Raw genomic sequence first — 21935 nt, forward strand, 5'->3', positions numbered from 1 at the left:
CTGACCGTGCCGGGCGGCGGCCGTCCGCCGCCCGGAGTCTTCGTACCGGCGTTGTCCCGCACCGCCGTTGTCCCCCACCGCCGTCGTCCCGAACCGCCGCTGTCTTCCGACCGGGGTTCCGCAACGATACGAGGAGAGCCAAGTGGACCGCATTCGCGTCGTGATGGCCAAGCCCGGCCTCGACTCCCACTACCGGGGGACCATGGTCGTCAGCCGCTATCTGGTGCAGCAGGGCATGGAGGTCGTCTACGTCGGCAACCAGACGGCCGACCAGATCGTGGGGACCGTACTGGCCGAGGACGCCCAGGTGCTGGGGCTGTCCAGCCTCTCGGGCAACCATCTGGCGACCGTACCGCCCATCCTGGCCGGACTGCGATCCTCCGGGCTGGACGACGTTCTGGTGCTCCTTGGCGGAATTGTGCCGTCCGCCGATGCGGAGGTGTTGCGCGCGGCGGGTGTGCACGAGATCTTCGGACCCGGAAGTGAGCTGGTCACGATCGCGCGGACGATCAGGGACGAGGTCGCGCGGCGCGCGGCCCGGAGGGCTCCTGCCGTTACCGAAGGTATCGCGATGGCCTGAGATGGCCTTTAGAACGCTTCCAGACAGCGGTGTTTCGATCGAGCTGCCTGGCCGGTCCGGACCGGATCCGCATCCGTCCGGGCACCGGTAGCAAGGCGTACACCGACGGGAGGCACGGGCCAGATGAAGGACCTCGGGGGACGGACGGAGCGTGGCGGTGGCGCGGCGGGGTCCTCGGGCACCGCCGAACCGCGGCTGTTCATCTGGTCGGCGCCGGACGAGAGGGGAGAAACGGTCCTCCGGGAAGAACTCGCCACCTGGTTGCGGAAGACGGCGCCCGAGAAGTTCGGCGACACCGCCGACGCGACGGTCCGCCGCTTCGGCGGGGCCCGTACCTCGCATCACACCGTGCGCGGCGCGGTGGTCGCGCGGGACGCCGAGCGCGCGGTCGCCCTGCTGCGCTCGGCCCGTTCCGAGGCCCGCGTCCGCCGGGGCTCCGGGCCGCGCCCGGTCGCCCTCCTCTTCCCGGGCCATGGCTCCCAGCGGCCCCGTATGGGGGCCGGGCTGTACCGCCGGGATCCCGCCTTCACCGCGGCCATGGACGAGTTCTTCGCCGGCTACGAGGCCGCCGGGGGCAAGCCGCTGACCGAGGAGTGGCTCGCCGAGGACCCGAGCGTCTCCATCGACTCCGGCGAGCTGGGCCAGCCGCTGCTGTACGCGGTCGGCCTGGCGCTGGCCCGGATGGTGGAGAGCTGGGGTCCGAGGCCGACGGCCCTGCTGGGGCACAGCGTCGGCGAACTCGCGGCGGCCACCGTCTCGGGTGTCCTCGGGCCGGACGACGGGGCGCGGCTGATGGCCGCGCGGTCCCACACCTACGCGCCGGTTCCGGCGGGCGGACTGCTCGCCGTCGCCGCCGCTGTCGAGGAACTCGCCCCCTACACGGTGGGCGGGGTGAGCGTGGCCGTGGTCAACGGGCCGCGGCAGACGGTGCTGGGCGCTCCCGAGAGCCAACTGGCCGAGGTGGAGCGGAGGTTGCGCGAGGACGGCTTCCTCGCCCGGCGTGCCCGCATTCCCCAGCCCTTTCACACCCCGCACGCCCTGGTCGCGGCCGAGCTGTTCGAACCGGCCTTCTCGGAGGTCCGGTTGACACCGCCGGTCGTGCCGCTGTACTCGTCGGCCACCGGGGCCCGGGTGAGCGAGGAGGAGGCGACCCGGCCGCGGTTCTGGGCGCGCCAGATGTCCGACCCGGTGCTCTTCGGGCCGGCGCTCGACACCCTGCTCGCGGACGACGAGGTTCTGCTGGTCGAGGCCGGTCCCGGCCGGGCCCTGACGACCCTGGCCCTGCGCCATCCGGCGGTGGCCCGCGGGGGGAGCGACGCGGTGGCCCTGCTGCCCGCGAGAGAGGACGCCACCGGGAGCGCGGACCGCGAGGAGGCCCTGTGGGCCGCGGCCCGGCTGTGGACCGAGGGGCACTCTCTCGACTGGGGGGCGGTTAATGCGATGGCAAAATCCGGGCGCCCTGTTTGAAAGTACTTCCTCCCTTTACTTAGGCCCCCTTGAGCGGTTGTTTTCCGTGCGGATAGCCTGCGGAGTCAAATCTCCGTGGTTACTCGACGGTAGTGAGCAACTGTGTCAGCTTTTCGTCAGGAAATGTGGTTCAACGTTCATGAATCCCGTTACCGCTGCTGTGAACACGGCACGCCCCGCGGAAGTTGAGTGCGGCTCAGTGTCGGGAATGGATCATCCAATCCGGATGGGGGAAACATGGAGTTCGCGGTGTTGGGCACGCTGATGGCCAGAGAAGGGGACATCGACTGCACGCCCAGCGCGCCGAAACTACGCAGAGTGCTGGCGACTCTGCTGCTGCGCGCCAACAAGCTGGTCCTTACGGAGACGCTGGCCGAGGAGCTCTGGCAGCACAACCCGCCGCCCACCGCGATGGCCACCCTGCAGACGTATGTCTATCAGTTGCGCAAATCCCTGGGGGCCGACGGTCGCGATCGGGAAGGAATGATTCGAACCCGAACCGACCCTTCCGGTTATGTGCTCAACGTCGACCCGGAAAAAGTCGACCTGGTGCGCTTCCGCAGCCTGCTCGGTCAAGGCCGACGCGCTCTGGAAGAACATCGTCCGGAAAGGGCTTCCGATCTTCTCCACCGGGCGTTGTCCCTGTGGCAGGGACCGGTATTCGGGGGCGTGCGCAGCGGGCCGGTGCTCGAAGGGCACGCGGCGTACCTGGAGGAGGAGCGGATGAACGCACTGGAGCTTCGCATCGACGCCGACCTGCGGATCGGCCGGCACCGGGAACTCGTCTCCGAGCTGAAGTCGCTCACCGTCACCCATCCCCTGCACGAGTGGTTCCAGAGCCGATTAATGATCGCTCTGCATCTGTCGTCCCGGCGGGGTGAGGCCCTGGAGACCTTCCACCGCTACCGCCACGTCCTTCAGGAGGAGCTGGGCCTTGAGCCCAACCACGAGATACAGCAGGTGCAGAGGGACATACTCAACTGCGAGCCGACGAGCTGGTACGGGATAGACCGCGTGTATCCCTCCGTCCGCTGACGCGCAGACGACCCGCTCGCTCACGGTCCGCCGCAGCACGGCAACGTCCCCACGCCGCTCGTGCCCCGTACGAGACACACCTCCCGCAGACGCGAAGGCCCGCCGCCCCAGGCGCGGGCCTTCTGGCGTACCGCGGCCCCGTCAGAACCGTTCCACCAGACGCTCCCAGGCCCGGCGTTCGGCCTCGGTGAGCAGGGTGTCGGCCGGCGGTGCCGACGGCGGCGCGGGTACCGGGCGCAGCGGGGCGCGGCGGCCGCGTCGTACGCGGGCTGCCTTGCCGAGCAGAGCCGCGAGATGGGCCGGCGGCACCGCGCCGTGGTACGCCCCGAGCATGATCAGCCCGTCGACGGCGGTCCGCCCCACGCTCCGCAGGGCGAGCAGCAGCCGGTGTGTGCCGTGGGTCGGCGGCATGGCAGGTCCTCCGATGGACGTGCGGAAGCCGGGGCGGAGGTGATGCGTCATCACCTCCGCCCCGGATGGGGGGAGTTCTCAGTAGGACGCGCGGACCGCGTACATGTCCCAGGGCCGGCGGGTACGGTCCTGGTAGGGCCGCAGCCCTGCCGTCTGGCCCTTGTGGTCGGGGCCCTCGTCCCAGGCGTGGAAGGCCTCGAGGCTCTCCCACTCGCTCATCACCGCGAACGCGTCGTCCTCGATCAGCGAGTGCAGCAGCTCGTTGCCGAGCAGCCCCGGCGTCTCCGCGAGCGTCCGGCTGATCTCGTGGTACGCCCGCTCGATGGTTTCCGGCCCCTCGGCGGGGGCCCGGCAGAACAGCAGGATGCGGATCCGGTCGCTCACCCGGTCACCGCCCGCGGCTTGTCCAGCGCGTGCACCACCGTCATGGTCCACATGGCACCGCCCGAGCGGTACGGGTGCAGCCTGGTGCGGTGCTCCAGGTGCTGATCGCTCTGCTCGAACTCGCGGAAGCTCGGCTCGTCCACCCACTCGCTGAGGATGTAGTAGACGTGCTCGTCCTCGTCGCTCCTCATCAACCACTGGCCCAGATTGGCGGGGTGTCCGGTGACCCCGGTCCCCACCTCCAGCCAGGTGCGCTCGAAGTCCTCCGCCATACCGGGCTTGATCTCGGCCCGCAGCAGGACCCGGAAGCTGCCGGTCGCCATGGCTCAGATCCCCCCGTCGACGTGAAGCGTCTCGCCGGTGACATACGCCGACAGGTCGCTCGCCAGGAACAGCACGGCACCGGCGATCTCGTCGGGGCGGCCGAGCCGGCCCATGCCGGTCAGGCCCCGGTAGCGGGTCTGGACGCGCTCCAGCTCCTCCGGGGACGCCTTCTCGAACTCCTCGGTCTCGATGACACCGGGGGCGACCAGATTGACCCGGATGCCCTTCGGGCCCAGCTCCTTCATCAGCGAACGGGTCAGCCCGATCAGCCCCGCCTTGGCCGCCGTGTAGTGGGCGCGCAGCGGGATGCCGACGACGGCGGCGCGCGAGCCGACCGTGATGATCGAGGAGCCCTCCTTCAGCAGCGGCAGCGCCTTCTGGATCACCAGGAAGGGCGCGGTCAGATTGGTGTCGATCACCCTTCGCCACTCGTCCAGCGGCAGCTCCGCGAACGGGACATGGCTGATCACCCCGGCGTTGTTCACCAGCACGTCCAGCGCGCCGAGCCGCGCCTCCGTCTCGTCGACGAGCCGCGCCACGGCCTCCGGGTCGCTGACGTCCGCCTTGAGGACATGGTGGTCGCCGCCGATGGCCGCAAGTTCCTTGACCAGGCCCTCGACCGCCTCGCCGTCGCTGCGATAGCAGGTGACGACCTTGGCGCCGGCCCGCGCGAACGCCAGGACGATGCCGCGGCCGATCCCGCGGGTGCCGCCGGTGACGAGCACCCTCTTTCCGGTCAGATCGACGTCCATGGTGATGCCTTTCTCGTGATGGTCGGTGCGGGGTCGCCGGACGCCGTACGGCGCCCGGTCACGGGACGGGACGGCACTCCAGGACCGTCCACCGGCCCTGGACGGGCTCGTTGACCAGGTCGAAGCCGGCCGCGGCGAGCAGCTCCCGCCACTCGGGCAGGGTCCGCTCGCGCCCGCCGAAGCGGAGCATCATGTCGAGATCGAGGAACTTCCCCTGGTCCCACTGGTTCGGCGGCGCCAGCACATGGTCGAGAACGATCAGCCGCGCCTCCGGCCGGTCCCCGATCGCGCTACGAACACCCCGCAGGATGCGTACGGCGTCGTCGGCGCCCCAGTCGTGCAGGACCTGCTTGAGCAGATACGCGTCGCAGCCGGCGGGCAGCGGCCCGAAGAAGTCACCGGGCACCACCTCGACCCGGTCGGCGACCCCCGCCTCGGCGAGGTGCTCGGCCGCCTCGGCGACCACGGAGGGCTGGTCGAACAGCAGCCCCCGGGCCCCCGGCACGTTCTGCAGAACGGCGCCGAGGAAATAGCCGCGACCGCCCCCGATGTCCGCGATGCTGGCGAAGCGCGTGAAGTCGTACTGCGACAGGAACAGATGCGTGGTGGAGCGGCTCATCTGGGTCATCGCCCGGTCGAACAGGCCGCCCGCCTCGGGGTGCCCGGACAGGTAGGCGAAGAAGCCCTGTCCGAAGACATGCTCGAACGACGGTTCGCCGGTGCGGACCGTGTGCAGGATCTCGCCGTACGGCAGGCGCACCGACTCGGAGCTGTTGTACAGGACCAGGTCGCGCACGCTGAACGGGATGTCGCTGCGCAGGCCCACCGTGAGGTCCGTCTCGGCGAACCGCCGGCCGGGCTCCTCGGCGACCACCCCGAACGCCGCGGCGCAGCGCAGCACCCGGTACAGGGAGTCGGCATGGGTGCCGGTCTTCTCGGCGAGCCGCTCCACCTCCAGCGGCCCGTCGGCGAGGTGGTCGGCGATCCGCAGTTCCGCCAGCACGTACAGCACTTCGGAGACCCGCCGCCCATTGGTCAGCAGGACGAGCCGTACCGGGGCGGGCAGCGACTCGGGATCGGGAGGGCCACCGGTCATGGGTGCCACGCTCATGGGCGATCAGCCCTTTCTGAAAGGCCGTTGACGGACCGGGGAGGTCCTTCGGGAGGGATTCAGAGGAGGGTGCCGGTGACGGCGACGAGAACCGCGAGGGAGCACACCACCAGCGCGGTCCGCACCCGGTTCCAGTTGCTCCACCGCACCCGCGGGTCGAGCTGCTCCCAGTTCGCGGGCAGCCGGCCGGGATCCACCGTGGCGATCCACCGGTTGATCGGCACGTTCTTCGTCAGGGAGACGACGATCGCGCCGACCAGCAGCAGCCCGGAGACCGTGAACAGGGCGCTCGCACGCGCCGTGGGCGCGAGGAAGGCCAGGGCCACGTCGCACAGCAGCGCGGTGAGCATGCACGCGGGCATGAACGGGTCGAACCGGGTCACCATGAACTGGTGCGTGGGCACGTACCGTTCCGTCGGCAGGGACAGCAGCAGCGGCGCCCCGCCCAGCACCGCGATCATCAGACCGCCCGCGGCGAGGCCGTTGCCCATCAGGGCGAAGGGCAGCAGTACGCGTACGGCGCCCACGGTCAGTCCCGCCGCCAGGTGTAGAACGGCTGCGCCATCGCGTCCTTGGGCTCTGCCCAGGCCGGGTCGTAGGGCCGCATGTACTGGGCCAGCTTCTCGTGGATGTCCTGGTAGAGCGGGTGGCTGCGGGCCTTGTAGAGGTCCGGCTGGATGTCCTGGTCCGACTCCACGAGGTGGAAGTACAGATCGTGGAAACGGAACAGGGTGCGCCGCCTGGCGCCGATGAGGCGCGGCAGCTCCGTCGCGTCCGACTCGGCGAATATCTTCGCCACCGCGGGGGCGTCGGCCGGGTCCAGCCGGGCGACGATGAGCGTCCGGTCGGTGTGTTCCATGGGCGATCTCCCTCTCCAGACCCGCGGCGTCGGCTCCCAGGGGCACCGTGGCGCGCGGGTCGTACGGTCAAGCCGCGAGGCCCCGGCTGTGGTCGGGCGCCATCGTGGCAACGGGACCTCCAAGGCTTCTCAAGTCCGCCTGAAGCGCCCCCCGGGTCATGACGGCGGCCCGCCCGCTTCCGGGCCGTGGGTGCTGACGGGGCCTCGCGCCAAGGGGAACCGGCTGCCCCCGCCGTCCGCCGGCCACCCTCCGGCCGACCCCGCAACTCCCGCCGGCCCCGCGGCCCCAGCAGGCCGGACCCCCGCCGGGCGCATGCGCGGAGCGGCGTGGCTTCAGACGTCTTCGATATGGCGTGGACCGGGTGGCTGCACGATCCGTCACAGACAAGCCCATCGGCGGACAGGGAGCGTCATGGCTTTCATCGCGATCAGCTACAAGGTCCGGACGGGCCACGAGGAGGAGATCGCCGACATATTCTCCGAGCGGAACTTCAGGCGGGCCGACTCGGCCGAGTACCGCGACGGAGAGGGCCGGCCGGCCGGCCGCAACGTCTCCACCGGGCTGTTCATCCGGGGCGAGTTCATGACCCGTGTGGTGCAGTTCGAGGGCGACCTGCGGCAGATCGGCCCGCACATGGGCGCCCAGGAGGGCGTGAAGGAGGCGGAGCGCCGGCTCTCGCCCTATCTCCAGGTGCCGCGTGACACACAGACCGTGGAGGGCTTCCGGGAGTACTTCCAGAACGCCCTGATGCAGTGCGTCTTCCAGGAGGCCCGCGCCGAGCGCTCGGCACAGCTGGCCGCCTGGACCTACCGCGTCGCCCCCGGCCATGACGACGCACTCGGTGAGGTCTTCGAGAAGGCGCAGGGCACGCTCTTCGACGGGCCCGCCGGCCCGCTGCTGGCGTCGGCGGCGTTCGTCAAGGACGACTACCTGGTGTGGGCGGTGCAGTACGAGGGAGAACTCGGCGCCGTGGTCGAGCAGTTGACCGCAAGCGGCATCGCCGCGCAGACACAGGAGGGCCTGCTGCCGTACCTCGCCGACCGGCGGGACGCGACGGGGCCCGGGGAGTTCGGCGCCGCAACCATGCGGCGCCTGCAGATGCTCTCCGCGGACGTCTCATAAGGACCCGCGGACCGAGCGTCCCGACCGCCCGTCGCAGGGATCCATGGCGACGGGCGGTGGGCTGTGCTGTGCGCGGCCGGGGGCCGCCGGTGTCACAGGGCCAGCCGGACACCGTACTCGGTGAGCCACAGGTGCAGTTGCAGCACCATCTCGAGGTTCGTGCGGGTCAGCCAGTGCGCCCCGCCGCGCGCCTCGGCGCTCGCCGCCCGGGCGGCCACCGGGTCGAGCAGCGGCGCCACGGGCGAGCCGGGATCGTCCAGCACCCGAGTCAGCTCGCGCCGCAGCACATGGGTGTACGCGGGGTCCTGGTTCACCGGGAACGGGCTCTTGCGGCGCTCCACCACCGACCTGGGCAGCAGCTCGCCCACCGCGGACCGCAGCAGGCTCTTCTCCCGCCCGTCGCAGGACTTCTGCTCCCAGGGAACATTGAAGAGATACTCCACCAGCCGGTGGTCGCAGAACGGCATCCGCACCTGGAGACCGGCGGCCCGGCTGAGCCGGTCGTCGCGGTCCAGGAGCCGGGGCAGCCAGCGCACGAGGTACAGATGGCAGACCTCGCGCAGGCGCCGGTCGCGCTCGCTCTCGCCGTCCAGCCGGGGCACCTCGGCGACGGCCTGCCGGTAGCGGTCGGCCCCGTAGGCGGCCAGGTCCAGTTTCCCCAGCAGTCCCCGGTCGAACAGCCCCAGGCCCAGACCGTGCCGGGACGCCTCGTGGGACCGCTCGTACGCCACCCACGGGAACTGCTCGGGGCCCCCGGCGTCCAGCTCGCACATCCCGGTGAAGCCGCCGAAGATCTCGTCGGCGCCCTCGCCGGAGAGCGCGACGGGGGAGTGCTCCCGGGCCGCCCGGAAGATGAGCAGTCCGGCCACGTCCATCTCGGCGAACGGGGTCGGCCGGTCCTGAGCCCGCAGCACCGCCCTGCGCAGCCGTGGATCGAGCAGGTCCGCCGTGCCGAGTACGACGTCGGTGTGGTCGGAGCCGATATGACGGGCGACCTCGGCCGCGTACGGGGCGTCCGGGGTGGCGCGCACATTGTCCGGGCGGAAGTTCTCCGCGTAGCCGATGAACGTCGCGGTCGCGGTGCGCAGCCGGCCACGGTCCCCCAGGGCCTGGGCGGCGAGCGCGGTGATCGCGCCGGAGTCCAGGCCGCCGGAGAGCAGCGAGACGGGGAGGGTGGCGCCCGAGACGGCCCGGCCGACGCTGTCGGCGAGCAGGGAGTGGACCGTGGCGATCGTGGTCTCCGCGTCGTCGGTGTGGGGCCGTGCCTGGAGCGTCCAGTACGCCCGCTCGACGACACCGCCGTGTGTGGCGTCGAGCAGATGACCGGGCCGCACCTCGGCGATGCCGCGGAAGACGCTCGCGCCCGGCGTCTTGGCCTGGGAGAACAGCTCGCGCAGCCCGTCGGCGTCGAGGACCGGCTCCAGCAGGGAGCCCGCCAGCAGGGCCTTGGGCTCCGACGCGAAGCACACGGTGCCGTTCAGCCGGGCGTAGTGCAGCGGGCGTACGCCGAGCCGGTCGCGGACCAGCAGCAGGCGGTCGCGCCGAAAGTCGAACACCGCGAACGCGAACGCGCCGTCGAGATGCGAGGCGCAGTCCTCCGCCCAGGTGAGATACGCGTGCAGCGCGGCCTCCGCGTCGGTGCCCTGGCGGGGGCGGTGGCCCCGGGCGGCGAGCGCGGCGCGCAGCGGGCCGGTGTCGTGGAGGACACCGTCGAAGACGACGGCCACGTCCGGGCCGTCGCCCTCGACGGCCTGGGCCGGCCGCTGTTCGGCGGTGGCGCCGGGTGCGGCGGCGGACGCCCCGCGCGTCCCGCGCCAGGTGCGCAGCTCGGCGGGGACGTCCCGGCTCATGGTGGCGGCCATCGCGTCCAGCACCGACCGTGTGTGTCCGGGGCCGGAGCCGAAGCGGATCCAGCCGGCGATACCGCTCATGCGGAACTCCTTGTCGCGAGACGCCTGGTGGGATGCCCGGCACGGGGAGGACCCGGCATGCGGGCCGGCCCTGCGACCCGAGGCGGGGCGATACCCGCACAGTGTGGATTCGGCCCCTGGGAGGCGGGTCGAGCACGTCTGAACGAGACACCGGGGCCGTGGGACACCGGCCGGGCGGGGCGCCCGGCCCGCCCGGCCGGGACTTCGGCGCGGTCCGTGCGGCTCGACCCGGCTCACGACGTCCCCCGAACGCGGCGTACCCCGCACTCGCCCCGCTCTCAGACGTTCTCGATTCCTGCACCACCGGCCCCGGCCACGCTGTGGGCACATCGGTCCGTACGGAGAGGTGTCCGTCCATGGTGTCGACTTCCGCTCATGCGCCGAACCACCCCGCACCGCACGGCATCCCGCACCACCGGGTCGCCGCGATCGGCGCGGGCCCGGCCAACCTGAGCCTCGCGGCCCTGGCCGACGACGTCCTGCCCCACGACGTGGTGCTCTTCGACCGGCGTACGGCCCATGCCTGGCACCCCGGTCTGATGCACCCGGGGGCTCGCCTCCAGACCTCCTGGATCAAGGACCTGACCACCCTGGTCGACCCCCGCAACCGTCTGTCGTTCCTCAACTACCTGGTCACCACCGGCCGCGTCTACGCCTTTCTGAACGCGCAGTTCGACGCGATCCCGCGGCTGGAGTACGACCGCTATCTCTCCTGGGCCGCCGAGCAGCTGACCAACATCCGCTACGGCGTCGACATCAGGGACGTCCGGTTCGCCGGGCCGGGCGAGGGATTCGTGCTCCACGACGCCGACGGCCCGGTCGCCACCAGCGACCACCTCGTCGTCGGCACCGGCACCCGGCCCCACGTCCCCGACTGCTTCCGGGACCGCCGGATCCCCGGTGTGCTCCTCGCGGAGGAGATCGGCGAGCACTTCGAGACATGCCGCTGCGCCCCGTACGAGCCCGCGGTCGTGGTCGGCGGGGGCCAGACCGGTGCCGAGGCGGTTCTCGCGCTGCTCAGCTACGGACTGCGGGAGATCCGCTGGATCGGCCGCCGCCCCTGGTTCGCGCCGCTGGACGACTCGCCGCCCGCCAACGACTTCTTCCGCCCGGCCTATCTGCGCCACTTCCAGGCCCTGCCCGGCCAGGTCCGCGAGCGGTATGTCGCCGAGCAGATCCTCACCAGCGACGGCGTGTCGATGTCCACCCTCCAGGAGCTCTACCAGGCCAACTACGAGACATGGCTCAGCGAGGGCCGTTCCCCGGTGATGATGCTTCCCGGGCGGGACGTCGTCGAGGCCGCGCACCAGGACGACCTGGTGGTGCTGCGCTGCCGCCGGGCGGCCGGGGGACACGAGCGGCACACCGCGCGCCATGTCGTCCTCGCCACCGGGCGCCGCCCGGCACCGCTGCCCCTCGCACCGGACGTCCTCGACCTGGAGCCCGGCGAGGAGCCGTACGTCGAAGCCGACTACTCACTGCGCTGGAAGCACGCCGACCGCCACAAGGTCTTCGTACAGAACCGCGCCCAGTCCAGCCATGGAGTGGCCGACCCGAACCTGAGCCTGCTGTCGGTGCGCAGCGCGGCCATCCTCAACTCCCTGCTGGAACGCGAGGCGTTCCCCATCCGCGACGAGCAGGTGCAGACGCTCTGGGCGTGAGGACCGCTCTCCCCGATGCCCGCGCACGACCCCGATCGCTCAACACTCCTTGGAGGAACAGCAGATGCAGGACGAACGGACCCAGGTCCTCATCGTCGGCGGTGGCATGGTCGGCCTGTCGGCCGCGGTGTTCCTGGCCTGGCACGGTGTGCGGCCCCTGCTCGTGGAACGGCACGCCGAGACCCTGATCCACCCCCGGGCACGCGGCGTCAACGCCCGCTCCGTCGAGCTGTACCGCCAAGTCGGCCTGGAGGACACCCTGTTCGCCCAGCGGGCCGAGGGCATCGTCGCCTCCGACGAGGAGTCCTCCCGGATGCTCATCGCCGAGTCCCTCGCCAGCCAGGACCATGACTTCCTGGACCTGGCGACCGGTGACGCGGAGGGGGTGAGCCCCTGCGAGTGGTGCCCCGTCGACCAGGACCGGCTGGAGATCGCGCTGTGGCACCGGGCCACCGGTCTGGGCGCGGAGATACGCTTCAGCACCGAGTGCGAGGAGCTGGCCCAGGACGCCGACGGCGTCAGCGCCGTGCTGCGCGACCGCCGCACGGGCGAGCGCAGCACCGTACGCGCCGCCTACGCGATCGCCGCCGACGGCCAGCGCAGCCCGCTGCGGCACGCGCTCGGCATCCCCGTCGAGGGCCCGGGCATCCTGCTGCACACCCTGTCCATGGTCGTCGAGGCCGACATCGACGCCGTCCTCGGCGGCCGCCGCTTCGGCTTCGCCTACCTCGACAAGCCCGAGAAGGGCTCGGTCATCTTCCCGCACGACGGCGCCAAGCGCTGGTGCTTCGGCGTGCCCTACCACCCCGACCGGGGGGAGACCGTCGAGGACTACCCCGAGGAACGCTGCCTGGAGCTGTTCCGCCAGGCCGTGGGCATGCCGGACCTCACCGGCCGTCTCATCCCCCAGCTGCCCAGCGAGGGAACGTCGGTGCTGCCCTTCGTCATCGGCGCGCACTGTGCCGAACGCTTCGCCGAGGGCCGGGTCTTCCTGGCCGGCGACGCTGCCCGGATCGTGCCCCCGACCGGCGCGTTCGGCGGCAGCACCGGCATTCAGGACGCCCACAACCTCGCCTGGAAGCTGGCCGCCGTGCTGCGCGGCGACGCGGGCGAGGACCTCCTCGCCACCTACGACGCCGAGCGCCGCCCGGTCTCGGAGTTCACCATGGAGCAGGCCATGGCGCAGATGGTGGGGCGCACCGGCAACGAGGCCGCCGACGTCGGCGGCGTCTACGTCCACGACTGGTGGTCCGTGGTCCTCGGCTACCGCTACCGCTCCGCAGCCGTCCTCCCCGAGGACGACGACGACCGCCCCGCCTACCCGCCGCATCAGCTCAACGGACTGCCCGGCACCCGTGCCCCGCATCTGCCGCTGGAGCGGGCGGGCGAGACCGTGTCCACCCTCGATCTGTACGGCCCGCGCTTCACGCTGGTCGCCGGAGCGGCGGGGGAGGCCTGGGGGCCCGCGGCGGCCCGGGCCCGCGAGACCCTCGGCGTCGACCTCGATGTGTACCGGGTGGGCACGGACGTGCACGACCCCCTCGGCCACTGGGCCGGCCGGCACGGCGTCAAGGAGGACGGCGCCGTCCTGGTGCGCCCCGACGGATTCGTCGCCTGGCGCGGCACGGACGCCACGGGCGCGGACGACCGGCTCACCGACGCGCTGGCCCAGGTGCTGGCCGTCAAGCGCTAGCCGGCACCGCGCCGAAGAGCACACCTCTCACCTCGTCACCCACCTCCCAAGGAGATTCGCCATGTCCGAGACGGCCTCGCGTTTCGCGGAACTCGTCACGTTCGTCGACGCCACCCCCAAGGACGACCTGGAGAAGCTGCTCGCCGAGCGGCCCGGCGGCGTCGACGCGGCCCTCGACACGGTCTACGAGAAGCTGGCCTCCACCTTCAACCCGGCCAAGGCGGGCGGCGAGCAGGGCACCTTCCAGTACGAGGTCACCACCGCCGAGGGGACCAAGGAGTACTACCTGCATGTCGAGAACGACACCTGTGTCGTCGGGCACGGCACCCGGGAGGGCGCCGACGTGATCATCGGCATCAAGCTGGCCGACATGCTGCACCTGGCCACCGGGAAGCTCAGCGGCCAGAAGGCGTTCATCACCGGCAAGCTGAAGCTGCGCGGCAACGCCTTCTTCGGCATGAAGCAGGGCGAGTGGTTCGACTGATGCTGCGCACCGAACTCGAGTCCGCCGCCGCCCCGACGCTGGCGAAGATCAAGGACCACCCGTTCTTCGCCGGGCTCCGGGACGGCACGCTGGACGGGGCCGCGCTGCTCCACTTCGCGCGCCAGGACGCCGACTTCCTGCTGCCGGCCTACGGCCGCGCGCTCGCCCGTACCGCCGCGCTCGCCCACGACGACGCACACGCGATGGTGCTGGCCCGGATGGCGGTCGGCACTCTGGAGGCCCGCCAGGCCATGGCGATGGGCTACGACATCATGGCGGCACAGCTCGGCGACGGGGACGACTCCTGGCGCACGGCACCGGCCGACCCGGTCACCCACGCCTACACCTCGTTCTTCTCGTCGGCCGCCGCGAGTTCCCTCGCCGAGGCGATCGGGGCCCTGCTGCCCTGCTCCTGGTTCTATCTGAGCATCGCCGACGACCTGAAGGAGCGGCACGACCCCACCACCCGCTACGCGGACTGGGTCAAGGCCCTGCACCCCGGCGACGACTACCGCGAGGTGCTGGAGGAGTTCCTGGCCGTCGCCGACGAGGTGGGCGAGCGGGCCTCGGCGGACGACCGGGACCGGCTGACGCGGACCTTCCTGACGGCCGCGCGCTACGAGTGGTCCTTCCTCGACGCGGCCCTGCACCGACTCGACTGGCCCATCTGACCGTACGGCTTCCGAGCCGGCCGGAACGGCCCGTCCGCCCGTTCCGCTCCCGGGCCGGATCGACCGGCCCGTCTGACCGTCCGGCTCCCGAGCCGCCCTACTCGCCGATCGGAGGGGCGCATGCGCCTTGGACTCAACCTCACCAACTTCAGCTGGCCCGGCTCTCCGGAGAACCTCGGCCCGGTGCTCGGGCGGATCGCCCGCACCGCCGAGGAGGTCGGCTTCGACAGCTTCTGGGTGATGGACCACTTCTTCCAGACACCGCTCAACCGCGGGCCCGAGGGCGCCTGTCCGGAGGCGTACGCGACGCTCGGCTTCGTGGCCGGGCAGACCTCCCGCATCCGCCTGGGCACCCTGGTGACGGGCGTCGTCAACCGGCACCCCGGGGTGCTGGTGAAGACCGTCAGCACACTCGACGCGCTCTCCGGCGGCCGGATGTACTTCGGCATCGGGGCCGGCTGGTTCGAGGACGAACAGCGCGGCCTTGGTATCCCCGTCGTACCGAAGGCGGAGCGCTTCGAGCGCCTGGAGGAGGCCATCCAGATCGCGAGGCGCATGTGGGCGGGCACCACCGAGCCGTACGAGGGCCGGCACTACCGCCTGGAGCGGCCGCTGAACGAGCCGAACACCCCCCAGCGCCCGCACCCGCCGATCCTGATCGGCGGGCAGGGACCGAAGAAGACCTTCGGGCTGGTGGCGCGGTACGCGGACGCCTGCAACGTCTACGAGCTTCCCGACCCGGACATGATCCGCGAGAAGCTGGCCAAGCTGCCGCCGCAGCACCCTATGCGCCGCAACGCGCACATCAAGCCGGCCGAGGTGATCCGCAAGCAGTTCGCGGTGCTGCGCGAACGGTGCGAGGAGGCCGGCCGGCCATACGGCGAGATCGAGAAGACCACTCTGGGCACGGGCGCGCTGACCAAGGACGGCGCCGACGGCTCGTACACCGTCAAGAGCGCGATCGAACGGTTCCACCAGCTCGCGGAGCTGGGCGTCGACCACGCGATCGTGGAACCGCCGAACCCGGCGGAGGAGGGTGCGCTCGACCTGTGGGCCGAGGTGGTGCCCGAGATCGCGAAGATCGTCCCGGCGGGGCGGTAGGGGCACCCGGCGGAAACCGGGGCCGGAGCGTGCGCCGCACGCTCCGGCCCCGGTCCTGTCAGGACTCCGAAGGCCCCCTCGGCGTCAGGACTCGGGTACATCCTCCTCGGCGTCAGGACTCGGGTACCTCGCCCTCGGCGTCGGGACGACGCCGGCCGATCCGGCGGCGGACCGCCGCGCCCCACCGGTCGATCCTCTCCCGGCCCACACCCAGGTAGCGCAGTACTCCCAGCAGCAGGAGCAGCAGAGCGAGTGTCACGGCAGATGCCTCCCTCGGTGTCGCCGTCGTCAGAACTCGCCGCTGACCGTCGAGGCCAGATAGCCCGCGAGATCCGGCGTCCCGGGTTGCACCACATGCCGCACCCAGGCGTCCCGCTCGTGCGCCATCGCGACCATCTCCCAGACACACGCGGTGGCGCAGTGGGGCGCGGGCTGCCAGTCGGCCGGGTCGTCCCAGGTCGACAGCCAGGTCCGGGTGTGCAGGATGACCTTGTTGCGGCTCCACCAGCCGACGACCACGTAGCAGCCGTCGGGATCCTCGTGCAGCACGCTGTAGCCGTACGCGAGCGCGTCGCCGTACGCCTCCGGCAGCGTCCGCTCCACCGCGGCGCGCGCCGCCTGAACCACCTCCTCGGGCGGGGCCGGCCGGGTGGCCGAGATCCCGTATCGCTTGACCGTCCAGCCCCGTACGCCGTCGGGCGCGTAGGCCACCATGCGGCGGGGCGCGTACACCAGCGGAACTTCTCCCACAGCCATGGCCCGCAGGGTAGGCGGGGCTTCTGAGGACCCGCTGGTGGCGGCCACAAGCCCGGCCCTGCCCGGGCGTGCCGACCATGAGCGGCCTTCGAGATGCCCACCAGCGCGCTGGGCCACGATGAGCGCGTCCACCGACACAGGGCGCGTCCACCGACAAAGGGATGGTGCGAGGTGCGCAGGCTGAGCAGCGAATCCGCGGTTCTCACCGACGAGTACGCGATACGGATCGGACGGTGGAGCCAGTACGCCGGCAGCGAGGCGCTGCCCTTCGGCGCGATGTGGTGCGTGGTCCCGCCCGGCGGCAGCAGCGCCCCGGACCGTCACCCGGAGGTCGAACTCGCCGTCGTCGTCGGCGGACGGGCGGCCTTCGCCGTCGAGGGCGGGGAGCCCGAGCCCACCCCGGTCGGCACGGCCGTCCTGCTCGACCCCGAGGAGGGGCACGTCATCCACAATCTGTCCGACACGGAGCCGGTGACGCTGCTGAGCATCTACTGGCTCCCCGAGGACGGTACGGCCGGTACGGCCGGGGACGCCGAGGTGGCCCGTGACGCCCGCTGACGGCGCGCGCGGGCCGGTCGCCGTGCTGAGCCCCCCGCCGACCCCGAACGGCCCGCTCCACCTGGGCCATCTCTCCGGGCCCTACCTCGCGGCGGACATCGCCGCCCGGGCGGCCCGCGCCAGGGGCGAACGGGTGCTGGCCGTGTGCGGGACCGACGACCATCAGAACTACGTCGTCACCAAGGCCGAGCAGCTGGGCCGCAAGCCCGAGGAAGTCGCCGACGAATACCGGGAGTTGATCCAGCAGGCGTTCTCCCTGGCGGGCATCGGCCACGATGTGTTCACCGCGCCGCGCACCGACGCCGGGTACCGGTCCGCGGTCCTGCGGTTCCTCGAGGAACTGCGCGAGGCCGGGCTTGTCCAGGACGGCGCGTGGACCATGGCGGTGTGCGACTCCTGCCGGCGCACCCTGCACCACGCCTATGCGACCGGCTCCTGCCCGTCCTGCGGCGCGTCGATGGGCGGCGGCACCTGCGAGGGCTGCGGCGGCTTCACGACCGCCGCCGGCCTCGCCGATGTGCGCTGCGCCGGCTGCGGGGGCGTCCCGCGCCGGGTGCGCCACCGCGGACCGGTGTTCGCGCTGGGCCCGCACCGGGAGGCGCTGACCGAGATCTGGTCCCGGGCGCACATCCCGCCCCGGGTGCGCGCCCTGCTGGCCCGGCTGCTGGAGCAGGGGCTGCCGGACGTCCCGGTCACCTATCCCACGGACTGGGGCATCGAGACTGCCGACGGCACCGAACGGCTCGACGTCTGGTTCGAAATGGGTCTGGCCTACCTGTACGTGATAGGGCGTCACCTCGCTCCGGGAGCCGTCAGCCTGGCGGAGCACGCCCGGGCCTTCGCCGGACTCGGCGCCCTGTGGCCCTTCCTGGGCCTCGACAACGCCTTCTACTACGCCGTGCTGTTCCCGGCACTGGCCGTGGCCGTCGGGGTGCCCCGCGACAAGGCGCTGACCGGGCTCGTGGTCAACGAGTTCTACCGGCTGGACGGCCGGAAGTTCTCCACCAGCCGCGGTCACGCCGTCTGGGCGCACGAGACGCTCGCCGAGCGGGATCCGCGCGCGGTCCGTCTCTTCCTGTCCTGGGACCGCCCGGCCCCCCATGCCAGCAACTTCACCGCCGACGCCTTCGAGGCGAGCGTACGGCGCTGGCCGCTGAGCGCGACCGGGGCCGGCGCCGGTGGCCCCCGCCAGGACCTCGCGCTGGTGCGCGCCGAGCTGGACCGGGCCGAACAGGCCCTGTCCTGGGAGTCCTTCGACCCGGCTCTCGCCGCCCGCTGCCTGCTGCCCGCGGCACTGGACACCGGGCATGCGCGGGCGCAGCAACTGCTGGGTCTTCTCACCGGCCGCTCCGGCGGCCCCGGGCGCTGAGGGAGAGCCGATGCGGATCTGTGTCGTGGGTACGGGCATCGCCGGCACCCTGCTGGCCTGGCATCTGCTGCGGGCCGACCCGAAGAGCGAGGTGGAGCTGCTGGCCGCGCCCGGCGAGCTGCCCGGCGAGGCCACGGCGGCCTCCGGCGGCCTGGTGCGGGGCTACGAACCTGACCCAGCCGCCTGCCGGCTCGCCTGCGAGAGCCTGGCCGAGCTGCGCTCGGATCCCCGGCTCGCCCGATGGGCGGAGTACCGCGAGGGTCCCTCTGTGTACGCGCACGACGGGCGGCAGACCCCGCAGCCGGCCGAGCAACTGGCCCTGATCGACAAGTTCCTGACGGGATCGGCGGAACTCGCCGACGCCGCTGCCCTGGAGCGTGAGCACGGCATCGTCGTGCCCGAGCACGCGTACGCGATCGTCGAGCGGGCCGCCGGCCATATCCGGCCGGCCCGGCTGCGGGAGGCGGTCATCCGCGATGTGCTCGACCGTGGCGGCACCCTTGTCACGGGGCTGGCCCACCGCGTCCTGCCGTCCTCCGACGGAGGAGTGGTGGTCGACTGCCCCGACGCCGAACGCCGCTTCGACGTGGTGGTCCTGGCGACGGGCTGGCGCACCGGCGCCCTGCTGCACCGCAGCCGACTGCCCGCCGAGGGGCTGCGCGTCAAGCTCGTCCAGTACGACCTGTACACCGTCTCCGGCCGTCGGCCGCCGGCCTTCGTCGACGAGACGTGCGGCCTGTACGGGCGGCCGGACGGCACCGACGGCATGCTGCTCGGCGTGCCGAGCGAGAGCTGGGACGAGGAGGCGGAGCGGCTGCGGATCTCGACCGCCCAGCGGGCCCGGGCCGAAGAGCACGCCGCGACGCGACTGCCGGGCCTCGGGCTGGTCGCCCACCGGCGCGGTGTCGTGGCCGCGGACGCCTACTGCGCCTCCGGGCTGCTGGGGCTGCGGCCCACCGCCCTGCCGTCGCTGTTCACCTTCACCGGCGGCAGCGGCGGCGCCGCCAAGTCCGCGCTCGCCGCGGGCAGGCGGGCGGCCGGAGAGCTGCTCGGCGGCCCGCCCCACGACTGACCGCCCGACCCGTCAGGACGCCAAACCCAGTGAGGAGTCGCCATGGCCCGCGCCGCGCGCCGCACCCTGGCCGGCATCTGCCCGGACCGGGTGATCACCCCGGACCACCCCCGCTACGACGCCACGCGTCTGCTCTTCAACGGCATGTACGACCACCATCCCGCGCTGATCGTGCTGCCCCGCACCCCCGGCGAGCTTCAGGACGTGGTGCGTGCCGCACGTGACACAGGCCTGCCCGTGGCGGTGCGCGGCGCCGGCCACAACATCGCAGGTTCCGGAGGGGTGGAGGACGGTCTGGTGATCGACCTGAGGCTGCTGGACCGGGTCGAGCTCGATCCCGGCACCCGGACCGCCAGGGTCCAGGGCGGCGCCACCTGGGCGCAGTTCGACGCCACGGCCGCCCGGCACGGCCTCGCGGTCACCGGGGGCACCTTCGACACCACCGGCGTGGGTGGGCTGACCCTCGGCGGCGGGATCGGCCACCTGATGGGCAAGTACGGCCTGTCCTGCGACAACGTGCTGTCGTACACTCTGACGACCGCCGAGGGCAGGCGGCTGGCCGTGGACCCCGAGTCCGACCCCGAGCTGGACTGGGCGCTGCGCGGCGCCGGACACAACTTCGGCATCGTGGACGAGTTCACCTTCCGGCTGCACCCCCTGGAGCGGGTGCACGGCGGCATCGTCGCCTACCCGCAGCACGAGATGGCCGCCGCGGTGCGGCTGTTCCGGGAGCTGATGACCGAGGCGCCCGACGAGCTGGTGTGCATCCTGCTGCTGGAGCGGTACGGGCCGGCGCAGATCCCGGCCGCGGTGATGAGCGTCAGCTACTGCGGCACGGACCCGGAGTACATCGCCTCGCTGGAGAAGAGACTGCGCGGCCCCGAGGTCCTCGACTGGCAGATCCAGGAACGGCCGTACATCGCGATGCAGCAGATCCTGGGCCGGCTGCGGTACGGGCTGCGCCACTACTGGAGCGCGCGCTGCACGCACGAGCTGCCGGACGAGCTGGTGGAGACGCTCGTCCAGCGGTTCAAGGCGGGCAAGTGGCGCGGCGACTTCAACGACACCGTCTATCTGGAGGCGTTCCACGGTGCCGTGCGCCGGGAGCCCGAGTGGCCCTCGGCGGTCCCGTTCCGCGGCGCCCGCTTCAATGTGACCGGCATGGCGATCTGGGAGCCGGCCTGGGCCGACGAGGAGCAGATCGCCTGGGCCAAGTCGGTGTCGGCGGCGGCGCAGCCGTGGGCGGTGTCGGGAGACGGCTACATCAACTACGTGACGGACGGCGGCGCGGGCGGAGCCGGTGCCGCGGACCGGGCAGTGCGCACGTACGGCGTCGAGGGACACCGCCGGCTGACGGCGCTGAAGAGGCGGCTGGACCCGGACAACTTCTTCCGGTCCAACTACAACATCGAGCCCGCCCGATGACCGCGTCGGCCGGGGGAGCCCCGGACTACAACAACCGCTTCTTCGTCTCCAGCGCGGCCGAGACGGCGGGCCCCGACCACGAGGTGCCGGTGGGGCACTACCACCAGGCGGGGCCGATCGTGTGGGCCGAGTTCCGTGGCGGGAAGGTGCTCATCGGCCGGCTCGTCGGCACGTGCGACCCGGACGGCACCCTCCATCTGGCGTACTGCCAGGCGCTGGACGGCGGCACGGTGGTGGCGGGGGAGTGCACCAGCACCCCCGAGATCCTCCCGGACGGCCGGATCCGGCTGCGGGAGGAGTGGCGGCGCCTCGATGCGGCGGGTTCGTCGGGCGTCTCGTACATCGAGGAAGTGGCCGCCGCTCACGGGACCGTCCTGGCGGAGACGGTCCTCTCCCCGGAGGGCGCCTAGGGCGGGCGCGCCGGGCAGACGAACGCGCCGCCGGGGATCTCCCTCCCCGGCGGCGCGTTCGTCTGTCCGCCCGGTCAGTGCCCGGCGCGCTCGTCCTCGCCGGCCTCGACCGGGTCGTAGGCGTACTGGCTGCGGACGGGGACACCCGCGAACTTGCTCAGCAGCCGGGCGAAGTCCTTGCGGTCCCTGGCGGACCAGTCCTGCATGATCTCGCCGAAGTACTCCTGGCGAACCCGGTGCGCGAGGGCGGCCAGGTCGTGTCCCGCCTCGGTCAGCTCCAGGCAGGCGCGCCGGCTGTCGGCCTGCGACGGCACCCGCCGCACGTAGCCCGCCTCGACGCTCGCTGCCACCAGTCGGCTCGCCCGTGAGGGGTCCACGGCGAGGCGCTCGGCGACCAGACCCACCGTCACCTCCTGGCCCGGCTCCTCGGGTTCCTCCTCTACGGCGTCGACCACGACGGTGTGCGTCAGGTCGATGGACCGGTCGAGACGGCTCGTCACGAAGCGGCCCAGGGTCCGCTTGGTCTGGTTGCGCCGGATGCGGACCATGGCGCGCTCGACGGCGACCAGCGCCGGGTCCGGCTCGCCGTCGGCGAGAGGGGCCGTGGGCGCGGCCTCGGAGGCGTCGGAGGGAGAGGTCGAATCCACGGGCTTGGTCATGTCCTCATGGTAGCGGTTGACGTGTGACTTAGGCACTTCTATGCTGAAGGCATGTAATTGACTTTGGCACATATGTGCAATTGTCAAATAAATCCTTCG

General features: G+C 72.0%; 25 protein-coding genes. 14 read left to right on the top strand and 11 right to left on the bottom strand.

Annotated elements, in window-relative coordinates:
* The first annotated feature begins 142 nt into the window (after positions 1 to 142).
* The 3 genes from ACIP94_RS26855 to ACIP94_RS26865 all read left to right on the top strand — a co-directional run bounded on the left by ACIP94_RS26855 (position 143) and on the right by ACIP94_RS26865 (position 3082).
* Positions 143 to 580 carry a cobalamin B12-binding domain-containing protein gene (locus ACIP94_RS26855; protein WP_402430744.1) on the top strand — a complete coding sequence of 146 codons (438 nt, stop codon included), beginning with the start codon at positions 143 to 145 and terminating at the stop codon, positions 578 to 580.
* Between the two features lie 123 nt (positions 581 to 703).
* A complete protein-coding gene (locus ACIP94_RS26860; RefSeq protein WP_402430745.1) occupies positions 704 to 2047 on the top strand; it encodes an acyltransferase domain-containing protein in 1344 nt (447 codons plus the stop codon).
* 237 nt (positions 2048 to 2284) lie between these two features.
* On the top strand, positions 2285 to 3082 hold the full coding sequence (locus ACIP94_RS26865) for a BTAD domain-containing putative transcriptional regulator (protein WP_402430747.1): 798 nt from the start codon (positions 2285 to 2287) through the stop codon (positions 3080 to 3082).
* A 141-nt stretch (positions 3083 to 3223) separates the two neighbouring features.
* On the opposite strand, the gene ACIP94_RS26870 is transcribed toward ACIP94_RS26865, so the two are convergent.
* The 7 genes from ACIP94_RS26870 to ACIP94_RS26900 all read right to left on the bottom strand — a co-directional run bounded on the left by ACIP94_RS26870 (position 3224) and on the right by ACIP94_RS26900 (position 6923).
* Positions 3224 to 3493: a hypothetical protein gene (locus ACIP94_RS26870; RefSeq protein ID WP_402430749.1), complete on the bottom strand. Its 270-nt coding sequence runs from the start codon at positions 3491 to 3493 to the stop codon at positions 3224 to 3226.
* 78 nt (positions 3494 to 3571) lie between these two features.
* A complete protein-coding gene (locus tag ACIP94_RS26875; protein ID WP_402430752.1) occupies positions 3572 to 3877 on the bottom strand; it encodes an antibiotic biosynthesis monooxygenase family protein in 306 nt (101 codons plus the stop codon).
* Positions 3874 to 4200, bottom strand: a complete 327-nt coding sequence (locus ACIP94_RS26880; RefSeq protein WP_402430755.1) for an antibiotic biosynthesis monooxygenase family protein — start codon at positions 4198 to 4200, stop codon at positions 3874 to 3876. Before ACIP94_RS26880 ends, ACIP94_RS26875 begins: the two co-directional genes overlap by 4 nt.
* 3 nt (positions 4201 to 4203) lie before the next feature.
* Positions 4204 to 4953, bottom strand: a complete 750-nt coding sequence (locus tag ACIP94_RS26885; protein WP_402430758.1) for an SDR family NAD(P)-dependent oxidoreductase — start codon at positions 4951 to 4953, stop codon at positions 4204 to 4206.
* Between the two features lie 58 nt (positions 4954 to 5011).
* On the bottom strand, positions 5012 to 6049 hold the full coding sequence (locus ACIP94_RS26890) for a methyltransferase (protein ID WP_402430761.1): 1038 nt from the start codon (positions 6047 to 6049) through the stop codon (positions 5012 to 5014).
* Positions 6050 to 6123: 74 nt separating this feature from the next.
* The gene (locus ACIP94_RS26895) at positions 6124 to 6591 is read right to left on the bottom strand and encodes an anthrone oxygenase family protein (protein WP_402430764.1); all 468 of its coding nucleotides are present in this window, start codon (positions 6589 to 6591) and stop codon (positions 6124 to 6126) included.
* 2 nt (positions 6592 to 6593) lie between these two features.
* A complete protein-coding gene (locus ACIP94_RS26900) occupies positions 6594 to 6923 on the bottom strand; it encodes a TcmI family type II polyketide cyclase (protein ID WP_402430767.1) in 330 nt (109 codons plus the stop codon).
* A gap of 412 nt (positions 6924 to 7335) precedes the next feature.
* Between ACIP94_RS26900 and ACIP94_RS26905 the strand changes: the two genes are divergently transcribed.
* A complete protein-coding gene (locus tag ACIP94_RS26905) occupies positions 7336 to 8046 on the top strand; it encodes a SchA/CurD-like domain-containing protein (protein ID WP_402430770.1) in 711 nt (236 codons plus the stop codon).
* Between the two features lie 92 nt (positions 8047 to 8138).
* Here the strand turns inward: ACIP94_RS26905 and asnB are convergent, their stop codons facing one another.
* Positions 8139 to 9977 carry an asparagine synthase (glutamine-hydrolyzing) gene (gene asnB / locus ACIP94_RS26910; protein ID WP_402430773.1) on the bottom strand — a complete coding sequence of 613 codons (1839 nt, stop codon included), beginning with the start codon at positions 9975 to 9977 and terminating at the stop codon, positions 8139 to 8141.
* Between the two features lie 356 nt (positions 9978 to 10333).
* Here asnB and ACIP94_RS26915 point away from each other — a divergent pair, with 356 nt between their 5' ends.
* The 5 genes from ACIP94_RS26915 (at position 10334) to ACIP94_RS26935 (ending at position 15587) form a co-directional block, all read left to right on the top strand.
* On the top strand, positions 10334 to 11638 hold the full coding sequence (locus ACIP94_RS26915; RefSeq protein ID WP_402430776.1) for a lysine N(6)-hydroxylase/L-ornithine N(5)-oxygenase family protein: 1305 nt from the start codon (positions 10334 to 10336) through the stop codon (positions 11636 to 11638).
* 64 nt (positions 11639 to 11702) lie between these two features.
* Positions 11703 to 13331 carry an FAD-dependent oxidoreductase gene (locus tag ACIP94_RS26920; RefSeq protein ID WP_402430779.1) on the top strand — a complete coding sequence of 543 codons (1629 nt, stop codon included), beginning with the start codon at positions 11703 to 11705 and terminating at the stop codon, positions 13329 to 13331.
* Between the two features lie 61 nt (positions 13332 to 13392).
* Positions 13393 to 13815, top strand: coding sequence for an SCP2 sterol-binding domain-containing protein (locus ACIP94_RS26925; RefSeq protein WP_402430782.1), 423 nt, complete (start codon positions 13393 to 13395; stop codon positions 13813 to 13815).
* Complete coding sequence (locus tag ACIP94_RS26930; RefSeq protein WP_402430785.1) at positions 13803 to 14486, top strand: TenA family protein; 684 nt, start codon at positions 13803 to 13805, stop codon at positions 14484 to 14486. Before ACIP94_RS26925 ends, ACIP94_RS26930 begins: the two co-directional genes overlap by 13 nt.
* A 120-nt stretch (positions 14487 to 14606) precedes the next feature.
* Positions 14607 to 15587 (top strand): LLM class F420-dependent oxidoreductase, encoded by a 981-nt coding sequence (locus tag ACIP94_RS26935; RefSeq protein WP_402430787.1) that lies wholly within the window; start codon positions 14607 to 14609, stop codon positions 15585 to 15587.
* Positions 15588 to 15699: 112 nt separating this feature from the next.
* Here the strand turns inward: ACIP94_RS26935 and ACIP94_RS26940 are convergent, their stop codons facing one another.
* Both ACIP94_RS26940 and ACIP94_RS26945 read right to left on the bottom strand, forming a co-directional pair.
* Complete coding sequence (locus tag ACIP94_RS26940; protein WP_402430790.1) at positions 15700 to 15846, bottom strand: hypothetical protein; 147 nt, start codon at positions 15844 to 15846, stop codon at positions 15700 to 15702.
* Positions 15847 to 15875: 29 nt separating this feature from the next.
* Positions 15876 to 16343 (bottom strand): hypothetical protein, encoded by a 468-nt coding sequence (locus ACIP94_RS26945; protein ID WP_402430793.1) that lies wholly within the window; start codon positions 16341 to 16343, stop codon positions 15876 to 15878.
* A 171-nt stretch (positions 16344 to 16514) separates the two neighbouring features.
* Here ACIP94_RS26945 and ACIP94_RS26950 point away from each other — a divergent pair, with 171 nt between their 5' ends.
* From ACIP94_RS26950 to ACIP94_RS26970, 5 genes are read left to right on the top strand one after another with little or no spacing between them, the layout of a single operon-like run.
* Complete coding sequence (locus tag ACIP94_RS26950) at positions 16515 to 16901, top strand: cupin domain-containing protein (protein WP_402430796.1); 387 nt, start codon at positions 16515 to 16517, stop codon at positions 16899 to 16901.
* The gene (locus tag ACIP94_RS26955) at positions 16888 to 18270 is read left to right on the top strand and encodes a class I tRNA ligase family protein (protein ID WP_402430800.1); all 1383 of its coding nucleotides are present in this window, start codon (positions 16888 to 16890) and stop codon (positions 18268 to 18270) included. The genes ACIP94_RS26950 and ACIP94_RS26955 overlap by 14 nt, the downstream gene beginning before the upstream one ends.
* A gap of 10 nt (positions 18271 to 18280) precedes the next feature.
* Complete coding sequence (locus ACIP94_RS26960) at positions 18281 to 19342, top strand: NAD(P)/FAD-dependent oxidoreductase (RefSeq protein WP_402430803.1); 1062 nt, start codon at positions 18281 to 18283, stop codon at positions 19340 to 19342.
* A gap of 42 nt (positions 19343 to 19384) precedes the next feature.
* Positions 19385 to 20767 (top strand): FAD-binding oxidoreductase, encoded by a 1383-nt coding sequence (locus tag ACIP94_RS26965; RefSeq protein ID WP_402430806.1) that lies wholly within the window; start codon positions 19385 to 19387, stop codon positions 20765 to 20767.
* Positions 20764 to 21177: a hypothetical protein gene (locus ACIP94_RS26970; protein ID WP_402430809.1), complete on the top strand. Its 414-nt coding sequence runs from the start codon at positions 20764 to 20766 to the stop codon at positions 21175 to 21177. Before ACIP94_RS26965 ends, ACIP94_RS26970 begins: the two co-directional genes overlap by 4 nt.
* A 74-nt stretch (positions 21178 to 21251) precedes the next feature.
* On the opposite strand, the gene ACIP94_RS26975 is transcribed toward ACIP94_RS26970, so the two are convergent.
* Positions 21252 to 21836: a MarR family winged helix-turn-helix transcriptional regulator gene (locus ACIP94_RS26975; RefSeq protein WP_402430812.1), complete on the bottom strand. Its 585-nt coding sequence runs from the start codon at positions 21834 to 21836 to the stop codon at positions 21252 to 21254.
* Positions 21837 to 21935 lie beyond the last annotated feature (99 nt).

The sequence above is a fragment of the Streptomyces sp. NPDC093261 genome (assembly GCF_044753645.1).
Classification (GTDB): domain Bacteria; phylum Actinomycetota; class Actinomycetes; order Streptomycetales; family Streptomycetaceae; genus Streptomyces.

Coding starts and splice junctions, on each gene's coding strand:
- ACIP94_RS26885 (WP_402430758.1), bottom strand. CDS start 4,953: ATGGACGTCGATCTGACCGGAAAGAGGGTGCTCGTCACCGGCGGCACC.
- ACIP94_RS26920 (WP_402430779.1), top strand. CDS start 11,703: ATGCAGGACGAACGGACCCAGGTCCTCATCGTCGGCGGTGGCATGGTC.
- ACIP94_RS26900 (WP_402430767.1), bottom strand. CDS start 6,923: ATGGAACACACCGACCGGACGCTCATCGTCGCCCGGCTGGACCCGGCC.
- ACIP94_RS26935 (WP_402430787.1), top strand. CDS start 14,607: ATGCGCCTTGGACTCAACCTCACCAACTTCAGCTGGCCCGGCTCTCCG.
- ACIP94_RS26945 (WP_402430793.1), bottom strand. CDS start 16,343: ATGGCTGTGGGAGAAGTTCCGCTGGTGTACGCGCCCCGCCGCATGGTG.
- ACIP94_RS26865 (WP_402430747.1), top strand. CDS start 2,285: ATGGAGTTCGCGGTGTTGGGCACGCTGATGGCCAGAGAAGGGGACATC.
- ACIP94_RS26965 (WP_402430806.1), top strand. CDS start 19,385: ATGGCCCGCGCCGCGCGCCGCACCCTGGCCGGCATCTGCCCGGACCGG.
- ACIP94_RS26970 (WP_402430809.1), top strand. CDS start 20,764: ATGACCGCGTCGGCCGGGGGAGCCCCGGACTACAACAACCGCTTCTTC.
- ACIP94_RS26860 (WP_402430745.1), top strand. CDS start 704: ATGAAGGACCTCGGGGGACGGACGGAGCGTGGCGGTGGCGCGGCGGGG.
- ACIP94_RS26915 (WP_402430776.1), top strand. CDS start 10,334: ATGGTGTCGACTTCCGCTCATGCGCCGAACCACCCCGCACCGCACGGC.
- asnB (WP_402430773.1), bottom strand. CDS start 9,977: ATGAGCGGTATCGCCGGCTGGATCCGCTTCGGCTCCGGCCCCGGACAC.
- ACIP94_RS26870 (WP_402430749.1), bottom strand. CDS start 3,493: ATGCCGCCGACCCACGGCACACACCGGCTGCTGCTCGCCCTGCGGAGC.
- ACIP94_RS26880 (WP_402430755.1), bottom strand. CDS start 4,200: ATGGCGACCGGCAGCTTCCGGGTCCTGCTGCGGGCCGAGATCAAGCCC.
- ACIP94_RS26975 (WP_402430812.1), bottom strand. CDS start 21,836: ATGACCAAGCCCGTGGATTCGACCTCTCCCTCCGACGCCTCCGAGGCC.
- ACIP94_RS26960 (WP_402430803.1), top strand. CDS start 18,281: ATGCGGATCTGTGTCGTGGGTACGGGCATCGCCGGCACCCTGCTGGCC.
- ACIP94_RS26905 (WP_402430770.1), top strand. CDS start 7,336: ATGGCTTTCATCGCGATCAGCTACAAGGTCCGGACGGGCCACGAGGAG.
- ACIP94_RS26890 (WP_402430761.1), bottom strand. CDS start 6,049: ATGACCGGTGGCCCTCCCGATCCCGAGTCGCTGCCCGCCCCGGTACGG.
- ACIP94_RS26925 (WP_402430782.1), top strand. CDS start 13,393: ATGTCCGAGACGGCCTCGCGTTTCGCGGAACTCGTCACGTTCGTCGAC.